Source organism: Arthrobacter sp. Bi26 (genome assembly GCF_918697925.1).
Classification (GTDB): Bacteria; Actinomycetota; Actinomycetes; order Actinomycetales; family Micrococcaceae; genus Arthrobacter.
The window spans coordinates 1-7813 of the sequence record NZ_CAKKMF010000139.1 but is presented as its reverse complement, the minus strand read 5'-3'; the positions used below and the strand labels follow the sequence as shown (position 1 = coordinate 7813).

The 7813-nt window shown below is 67.9% G+C and carries 6 protein-coding genes and 1 pseudogene; 4 read left to right on the top strand and 3 right to left on the bottom strand.

Annotation, left to right across the window (positions count from 1 at the left end; translation table 11 throughout):
* The first annotated feature begins 56 nt into the window (after nucleotides 1-56).
* Genes pdhA through LQV16_RS22090 form a run of 4 tightly spaced genes read left to right on the top strand, consistent with a single transcriptional unit; the run spans nucleotide 57 to nucleotide 3783 of the window.
* Nucleotides 57-1127, top strand: a complete 1071-nt coding sequence (gene pdhA, locus LQV16_RS22105; RefSeq protein ID WP_229996002.1) for a pyruvate dehydrogenase (acetyl-transferring) E1 component subunit alpha — start codon at nucleotides 57-59, stop codon at nucleotides 1125-1127.
* A complete protein-coding gene (locus LQV16_RS22100; protein WP_229996001.1) occupies nucleotides 1124-2104 on the top strand; it encodes an alpha-ketoacid dehydrogenase subunit beta in 981 nt (326 codons plus the stop codon). Before pdhA ends, LQV16_RS22100 begins: the two co-directional genes overlap by 4 nt.
* Entirely contained in the window at nucleotides 2097-3527 is a 1431-nt protein-coding gene (locus tag LQV16_RS22095) for a 2-oxo acid dehydrogenase subunit E2 (protein WP_229996000.1), read from the top strand. Before LQV16_RS22100 ends, LQV16_RS22095 begins: the two co-directional genes overlap by 8 nt.
* 13 nt (nucleotides 3528-3540) lie before the next feature.
* The gene (locus tag LQV16_RS22090) at nucleotides 3541-3783 is read left to right on the top strand and encodes an acyl carrier protein (protein WP_229995999.1); all 243 of its coding nucleotides are present in this window, start codon (nucleotides 3541-3543) and stop codon (nucleotides 3781-3783) included.
* A gap of 82 nt (nucleotides 3784-3865) precedes the next feature.
* Here the strand turns inward: LQV16_RS22090 and LQV16_RS22085 are convergent, their stop codons facing one another.
* From LQV16_RS22085 to LQV16_RS22075, 3 genes and pseudogenes are all read right to left on the bottom strand, one after another.
* Nucleotides 3866-5113, bottom strand: a complete 1248-nt coding sequence (locus LQV16_RS22085; RefSeq protein WP_229995998.1) for an FAD-dependent oxidoreductase — start codon at nucleotides 5111-5113, stop codon at nucleotides 3866-3868.
* Between the two features lie 183 nt (nucleotides 5114-5296).
* The gene (locus LQV16_RS22080; protein WP_229995997.1) at nucleotides 5297-7570 is read right to left on the bottom strand and encodes a gluconokinase, GntK/IdnK-type; all 2274 of its coding nucleotides are present in this window, start codon (nucleotides 7568-7570) and stop codon (nucleotides 5297-5299) included.
* 25 nt (nucleotides 7571-7595) lie between these two features.
* Nucleotides 7596-7813, bottom strand: a pseudogene (locus LQV16_RS22075) (bifunctional D-altronate/D-mannonate dehydratase); the annotation flags it as partial.

Genomic DNA, 7813 nt, shown 5'->3' with positions numbered 1-7813 from the left:
GCCCCGGCGAGTGCCCCACACCCCAAGCAGCCGGCCCCGACACAGCAGGCGCCGAAATGACGGGCACGGCGGGCCCGCGCGGAGGCCCCGTGGACGCGGCCCACGGCCGGGAACTGCTGCTGCAGATGCTTCGTGTCCGCCAGCTCGAAGAGAAATGTGTCGAGCTCTACAGTGCCGCCAAGATCCGCGGCTTCCTGCATGTCTACATTGGCGAGGAGGCCGTCGCCGCCGGTGTCCTGTCGTGCCTGGGACCGGAAGACGCCGTGGTCGCGACCTACCGGGAGCACGGCCACGCGCTGTTGCGCGGCGTCTCTGCCGGGGCGATCCTCGCCGAAATGTACGGTTACGTTGAAGGGTGCTGCCGCGGGCGCGGCGGCTCAATGCACCTCTTCGATGCCGCCACCCGTTTCTTCGGCGGCAACGCGATCGTCGCGGGGGGCCTGCCCCTCGCGGTAGGCCTGGCGCTCGCCGACAAGATGGCCGGACGCACCAACGTCACGGTGTGTTTCTTCGGCGAGGGCGCCGTGGCCGAAGGTGAATTCCACGAGAGCCTTAACCTGGCGGCCCTCTGGCATCTGCCCGTGCTGTTCTGCTGCGAGAACAATCTCTACGCCATGGGAACGGCGCTGGCCCGCTCCGAATCGCAGACGGACATCGCCCTCAAGGCCGCCGTGTACGAGATCCCCGCGTGGGCCGTGGACGGAATGGACGTCCTGGCCGTCGAGGAGGGCGCACGCCGCGCAGTGGACGCCGTCCGCTCCGGCGGCGGACCGCACTTCCTGGAGCTGCGGACCTACCGCTTCCGGGCCCATTCCATGTTTGATCCCGAACGCTACCGCACGAAGGACGAGGTGTCGCGGTGGATGGAACGGGACCCGATCACGCTGCTGCGGACCGCACTGGAATCCGCGGGCCAGCTCCCGGCCGCTGAGTGGGAAAAGCTGCAGGCGGACGCCCAGGCGGAAATCGCGGCCGCCGTCGACTTCGCCGAGGCCGGAACCCCGGAACCGGTGGAGGAACTGACCCGCTTTGTCTACAGCGAGCGTGTCGCCGGAGAAGGCACGGTCACTGGCGCCGGCACGCAGTCTGCCGGAAAGCGTGCCGGAGAGGAAACTGGCGCCCCATGAAGTCCAGCTACCGTGAGGCGCTCCGGGCGGGCATCCGCGACGCCATGATCCGCGATGAGCGGGTGTTCCTGATGGGCGAGGACGTGGGCGCCTATGGCGGCTCGTTCGCGGTCAGCCTGGGCCTGCTGGAGGAGTTCGGCCCGGACCGGATCCGTGACACCCCGCTGTCGGAATCCGGGTTCGTCGGCGCCGGGATCGGGGCGGCCCTGGGCGGGATGCGCCCGATCGTGGAAATCATGACAGTCAACTTCAGCCTCCTGGCCCTCGACCAGATCGTGAACAACGCCGCCACCTTGCTGCACATGTCCGGCGGCCAGTTCCACGTGCCGCTCGTGATCCGGATGACCACCGGTGCGGGCCGCCAGCTCGGTGCCCAGCACTCGCACAGCCTCGAGGGCTGGTACGCGCATATTCCGGGCCTGCGGATCCTCGCCCCGGCTACCCTCGAAGACGCCCGCGGCATGCTGTGGACGGCGCTTCAGGACCCGGACCCCGTACTCATCTTCGAGCACGGCTCGCTGTACAACGTCCCCGGGGAACTGGCCGACGACGCCGGCCCCGTGGACATCAGCACTGCCGCCATCCGGCGCCACGGCAACGACATCTCGCTGATCACGTACGGCGGGACCCTCCCCGCGGTGCTCAGCGCCGCGGAACAGCTCGCGGCTGACGGGATCGACGCCGAGGTCCTGGACCTGCGCACGCTCCGACCGCTCGACGACGCCGCCATCCTGGCCTCCGTGACCCGTACGCACCGAGCCGTGGTGGTCGATGAAGGCTGGCGCAGCGGCAGCCTTTCGGCCGAGGTGAGCGCACGGATCACCGAACAGGCGTTTTTCGACCTCGATGCGCCGGTGGCCCGAGTCTGCAGCGCCGAGGTACCGATCCCCTATGCCAAGCACCTGGAACTGGCGGCACTCCCGTCCGAGGCGAAAATCGTGGCCGCGGCCAAAATGACGGTGGATACCAGTGGGTGACTTCCTGATGCCGTCACTCGGCGCTGACATGGAGCACGGCAAGATTGTCGAATGGCTGGTCAAGCCCGGTGACTATGTGCGCCGCGGGGACCTCGTGGCGGTCGTGGATACAGACAAGACCGTCATGGACGTGGAATCCTTCCAGGAGGGGGTGGTCGCCGAACTGCTGGTGGACCTCGGCGAGACTGTTCCGGTGGGAACCCCGCTGGCCCGGATCACCCAGACCCCGGCCGAGGTCGGGGTTCCGGTTCATGAAGCAGTCCCGCCGCGGACGCCGTCGCCAGCCAGTGCGGCCAAGTCCCAGGTTCCGGAAGCGCCCGGCCCTACGCCGGGTCCGCCGATCGCGCCACCGGTGCGGCACCTGGCGCACCAGCTGGGCGTGGACACCGGCAGGATCCAGGGCACCGGCAAAGACGGCACCATCACCCGGGCGGACGTGGAACACGCGATGGCGGCCAGGCCCGGCGATGCGGGCAGGGTGCGTGCCTCGCCGCGGGCCCGGCGCCTCGCGGCGGAGCTCGGGATCGGGCTGTCAACCGTGACCGGTACCGGGAGGAACGGCGCCGTGACGGTGGCCGACGTGCAGGGCGCCGCCAGCGCTGCGCGTCCGGGACTTCCGGAGACCGCCCTGCCCGTCGCCGGGCCGGAACTCGCAGGGCCGGAGCCAGGGGTGCCGGACCGCGGCATACCGGCACTGGCGACGCCGGAAGCGCCGGCGGCGCCTACGGCGCCAATAAAAGGGAGGCCGCCGTCGGAGCGCGTGGCCACCCTGCGCCGCGCCATCGGCGCCCTGATGACGCGCTCGAAGCAGACCATCCCGCACTACTACCTAAGCACCACGCTGGATCTGCGGGCCGCCGTCGAATGGATGCAGTCCGTCAACGCGCACCGGCCCGTCTCCGCCCGGCTGGTCTCCTCGGCGCTCCTGCTCAAGGCCGCGGCGCTGGCGGCACGGGACGTACCGGAGGTCAACGGATTTTACGACGCCGGCGAGTTCCGGCCCAGCGCCTCGGTCCACCTGGGCATAGCGGTGGCCCTGCGCCAGGGCGGCCTCGTGGCCCCGGCAATCCACGACGCCGACACCCTGCCCCTGGACGTGCTGATGGAGCAGTTGCGGGATCTTGTCAGCCGGGCCAGGGCCGGGCGGCTGCAGCGAGCGGAAATGGCCGATCCGACCCTGACCGTGACCAATCTCGGGGACCTCGGCGTGGACAGTGTCTACGGCGTGATCTACCCGCCCCAGGTCGCCATGGTGGGATTCGGGCGCGTAATGGAACAGCCTTGGGCCCAGAACGGGCTCCTCGGGGTCCGGCACGCTGTCATTGCCACGCTCTCGGCGGACCACCGGGTCAGCGACGGACTGCGCGGCGGCCGCTACCTGGCCCGGATCGACGAACTGCTGCAAGAACCGGAGCACCTGTGAAACCGGAGGAACCATGAACGAACAAGACGCCCGGGCGGCGGTGCAGTCCGCGATAGGCAAGGTGGCACCGGACGTGGACCTGGCCGAGGTGGACGAGGACGCCCGGCTGCGGCAGGACCTCGAGCTTGACTCGCTGGATTTCCTTCGGCTGGTGGAAACGATCGACACGGACACCGGCGTGGACATCCCGGAGCGTGACTACCCGGCAGTGTCCACGGTCAAGGGGCTGATCGGGTACCTCGCGGCGCACGGCTGACCCATCGGCTGCTCCGTAACCGCCGTTTTGAGAGCTCTAAAGGGCGGCTACGGAGCAATCGACGGTGGCGGACAGGCCGCGGCTAGGGCTGCGGCTGGGGTTCGGCCCGGCGTGCGAAGGCCGGTGCGTGCTCCGGGCGCGGACCGAAAGCGATAAAGCGGGGAATGATGGTGCGGAACACCGGAACGTGCCGGGCAAGGAAGAGTGCCGCGGACGGCGCCTTTGACCGCTTACCGGTCATGATCGGGACGAAGACCGCCCGCTGCATGACACGTTGCACGGTCTGCACGATGACGGTGGGCAGCCGCCGGCGTCGTTCGACTTTCTTGAGGTCTTCCGTGCTCACGCGGCCGCGGAGCAGTGCGGGGGCAAGGTACTCGGCGGTGGCCACCGCGTCCTGGATGGCGAGGTTGATTCCGACGCCGCCAGCCGGCGACATCGCATGGGCGGCGTCGCCAATGCACAGAAGCCCGTTGATGTGCCACGAGCGCAGCCGGTTCAGGCGCACGTCCAGCCAGTGGAGGTCATCGAGGGAACGGATGGCGTCAACGCGGTCGGCGAGGTCCGGGCGGAGCGCCGCGACCCGCCGCCGGAACCCTTCGACGCCCTCCGCGCGAATCCGGGCGTCGGTGCCCTTGGCCGCCAGGTAGCCCATTTGGTAGTAGTCGTTGCGGAACAGCGCCAGCAGCGCCTCGCCGGGGCCGAAGGCCGGCACGATGCCCGCCACCTCGCCAGTTTCGGAGGCATACCGCGGCAACCGGAACCACCAGGTATCGAACGGCACGGGAAACTCTTTCGGCGCCAGCCCGGCCGCGGCGCGGAGCACGGAATGACGGCCGTCCGTTGCGATCACGACGTCCGCCAGGAGTTCGTCCTGCGTGCCGTCCGGGGTCCGGAAGCGGACTCCGCGGACACGGCCCCCGTTGCGGACCAGCCCGGTGGCCGTACGGCTCATGAGCAGGGTGAATCCCGGCTCTTCGGCTGCGGCGGCGGCGAGGAAGTTCAGGAAATCCCATTGCGGCATCATGGCGACGTAGTTGTACGGCGGCGGCAGGGCGTTAAAGTCGCCCATGGTCACGGGCGGCCCGCCCGGGACGGGGAAAGCGACATTCTTCAGGCGGCTCTGCGGCAGCTGCCTGAAGTCCTGCCCGAGCCCGAGTTCGTCAATCAGCCGGATCGTGGAGGGGTGCACCGTGTCGCCACGAAAATCCCGCAGGAAGTCAGCGTGCTTCTCAAGGACTGTCACCTGCACCCCGGCCCGGGCCAGCAGCAGTCCAAGCATCATCCCCGCAGGTCCACCGCCCACCACCGCGCATCCGGTCTTCTCCATGGCCCCACGCTACGCCTGCACGGGGTGGCGCGGGAGGGGTTTTCGCGCAGGTTTTGGACCTGCGCTGCGGCTTCGGACCGGCGCGGCGGGGATCCGCGTAGCGCCGGCCCGAAACCCTGGCGCCAGCCCGAGAACGTAGCGGCGAGCCGAAACCTGGGCGCCGCGCAGCCCGGCGTCGCCGGCTTAGAGCCTGGTGTCGAAGGAGTCGCAGAAGACGTTCTCGTTGAACGTGCCCTGGAACTCCGACTTGCCCTGGATCTTCTCGATGGTCGCCCGAATGGCCTCGGGCGACCCGGCGTGGGCGTGGATGGCCGTCTTCACCATCGGCACGTCAATCAGGTGGTTGGGCTGGTTGAGCGAGACGAACACGGTGGGGACTTCGGTGGCGTACCAGGGAATCTCGGCCGCCATGGGTGTTGACCACTTGATCCGGATGGCTGCTTCCTGGGCGAAGCCTTTCACGTTGGCGAACACAAACGCGGCGTCGTACTTCTGCGCGTAATCCGCCGTGGCTTCCTCGGAGATGACCGACATGAAATTCACGCCCTCCTCCCCTGCCGCCTTGCGCTGCGCCGCCGTCTTGAACAGATGGACTTCAAACCCGGCATTCTCGAGCTCGTCCCGGACAGTGTCCAGGTAGGCCAGAGGATCCGCCATGGTGAAATCCGCACCGCCGGAGATGCCGTACAGCCGGATCCGCTTGTGCGTCTCCGGGGTGATGGGCAGGTTCTGCGCAGTATCCTTCACCAACGTGACGGTCTTGTCCGCAACTTCGGCAGCGATGGCCAAATGGGCTGCGCTCCCGATCAGCTGCAGCGCTTCGACCGGCGGGACGAGGGATTCCCGTGCGGCCTTGTGCAGTCCGAGCGAGGCTTTCAGGCCCAGGATCCGGCGCAGGGCGTCCTGCAGCCGCACTTCCGTGATGACCCCGGACTTGAAGCCGTCCATCATGTACCGGAAATCTTCCGCGGGGTTGCGGAAGAACAGGAACATGTCACAGCCCGCCGCAATGGTGGCCGGCACAAGCTCGCTGCGCTTCATGGCCTGGGTGAGGCCGATCATCTGGGACGCGTCGGTGAGGATCAGCCCGTTGAAGCCGAGCTCGCCGCGGAGCAGGTCCTGGAGGAGTTCCGGCGCCAGGGTCGCGGGCAGGATGTCCTCCGCCGCCAGGCCGGGACGGAAATGCCGTGACAAGTCCGGCGCGCCGATGTGCCCGACCATGATGGACTGCACGCCGTGCCCGATCATCTCCCGGTACACATGCCCGTAGGTCCTGGTCCATTCCTCGTAGCCGAACGTGTTGTAGGACGTGACCACGTGCTGGTCGCGTTCGTCCAGGCCGTCCCCCGGGAAGTGCTTCATGGCGCACACGGTTGGCGATTCGCTGATGCCGTCGAAGTACTCCTTGGCCCGTTCCACCACGATTTCCGGGGTGTTGCCGAAGGCCCGGGTGGAGATGACGGTGTTGCGCCAGTTGTAGTGGATGTCCACGATCGGCGCGAAGGCCCAGTTGCAGCCCAGCGCGGCTGTCTCCACACCGGCAACGCGCCCCATCTGGCGGGCGATGTCCTTGTCCGGGTGCGAACCCGCCTGCAGGTGGGTCGAGACGAACGTCCCGTCGTCGCAGCTGCCGGCGCCGCCCATTTCGGGGTTCGACGCGATCAGCAGCGGTACCCGTGTCTTGGACTGCGCGTAGCGGATGTGTTCCTGCACGTCGGCTGACGGCCCCGGCCGGTACCGCATGCCGCCCACGTGGTACTGCTCCAGGACACCGTCGAGGTATTCCGGGGAGTAGTCGTTGTTGTGGTTGATGAACAGCTGCCCGATCTTTTCCTCATCCGTCATGGAGTCGATGGTGGACTCCACCCAGGCGATGGCGGATTCGTCGAGGTTGAACGGCGCGGCCTTCAGGTCCACCAGGAACCGGGTTGCATCGCCCTGCGGCCCGGCGAGGGCCGCAACAGCGTCATCTACGATCTGCTTCACCGGCGTGGCGATATCCACTACAACACTTGCTTCGTCGGACTGGAGTTCTTCCAGGGTTTCCAGCTGCGAATCCAGCAGTGAGAGCGGCATGAAGTGTCCCGGGCGTGCGGCCATGCGCTTGTGCAGCAGTTCCCGGGTGCCGTGCAGGTGCACGAACACTACGGATGAGTCCCCGCTGCGGATGATGTCGCGGTAGGAGCGCTTGAGCGCGCTGCACGCGATGACCAGACCGGAGTCCGACGCCGAGAAGCGCCTGCCGATTTCGGCCAGCCAGGGTGCCCGGTCGTCGTCGTCCAGCGGGATGCCGGAGGCCATCTTGTCGATGTTGGCCTGCGGGTGCAGCGAGTCGCCGTCGAGGAATTCCGCGCCGAGGCGGTCGGCGATAGCGGCGCCTACGGTGCTTTTGCCGCAACTCGTCACGCCCATCACCACGATGTGGGCGGGACCGGCGGTCTTCAGTTCACTTGTCATGGCCGGTTCACCAGTCATGGCCGGATCACCAGTCATGGACGGTGCCGTCGACGAGGCGGTTGTAGGGCAGGTAGGCCTGCTGGTAGGGGTAGGCGGCGGCGGCTTCGGCGTTGAATTCGACGCCGATGCCGGGCTTGTCTCCCGGGTGCAGGTAGCCGTCCACGAAGGTCATGGACTGTTCGAAGACCTCGTTGGTCGCATCCGAGTGCTGCATGTATTCCTGGATGCCGTAGTTGTGGATCG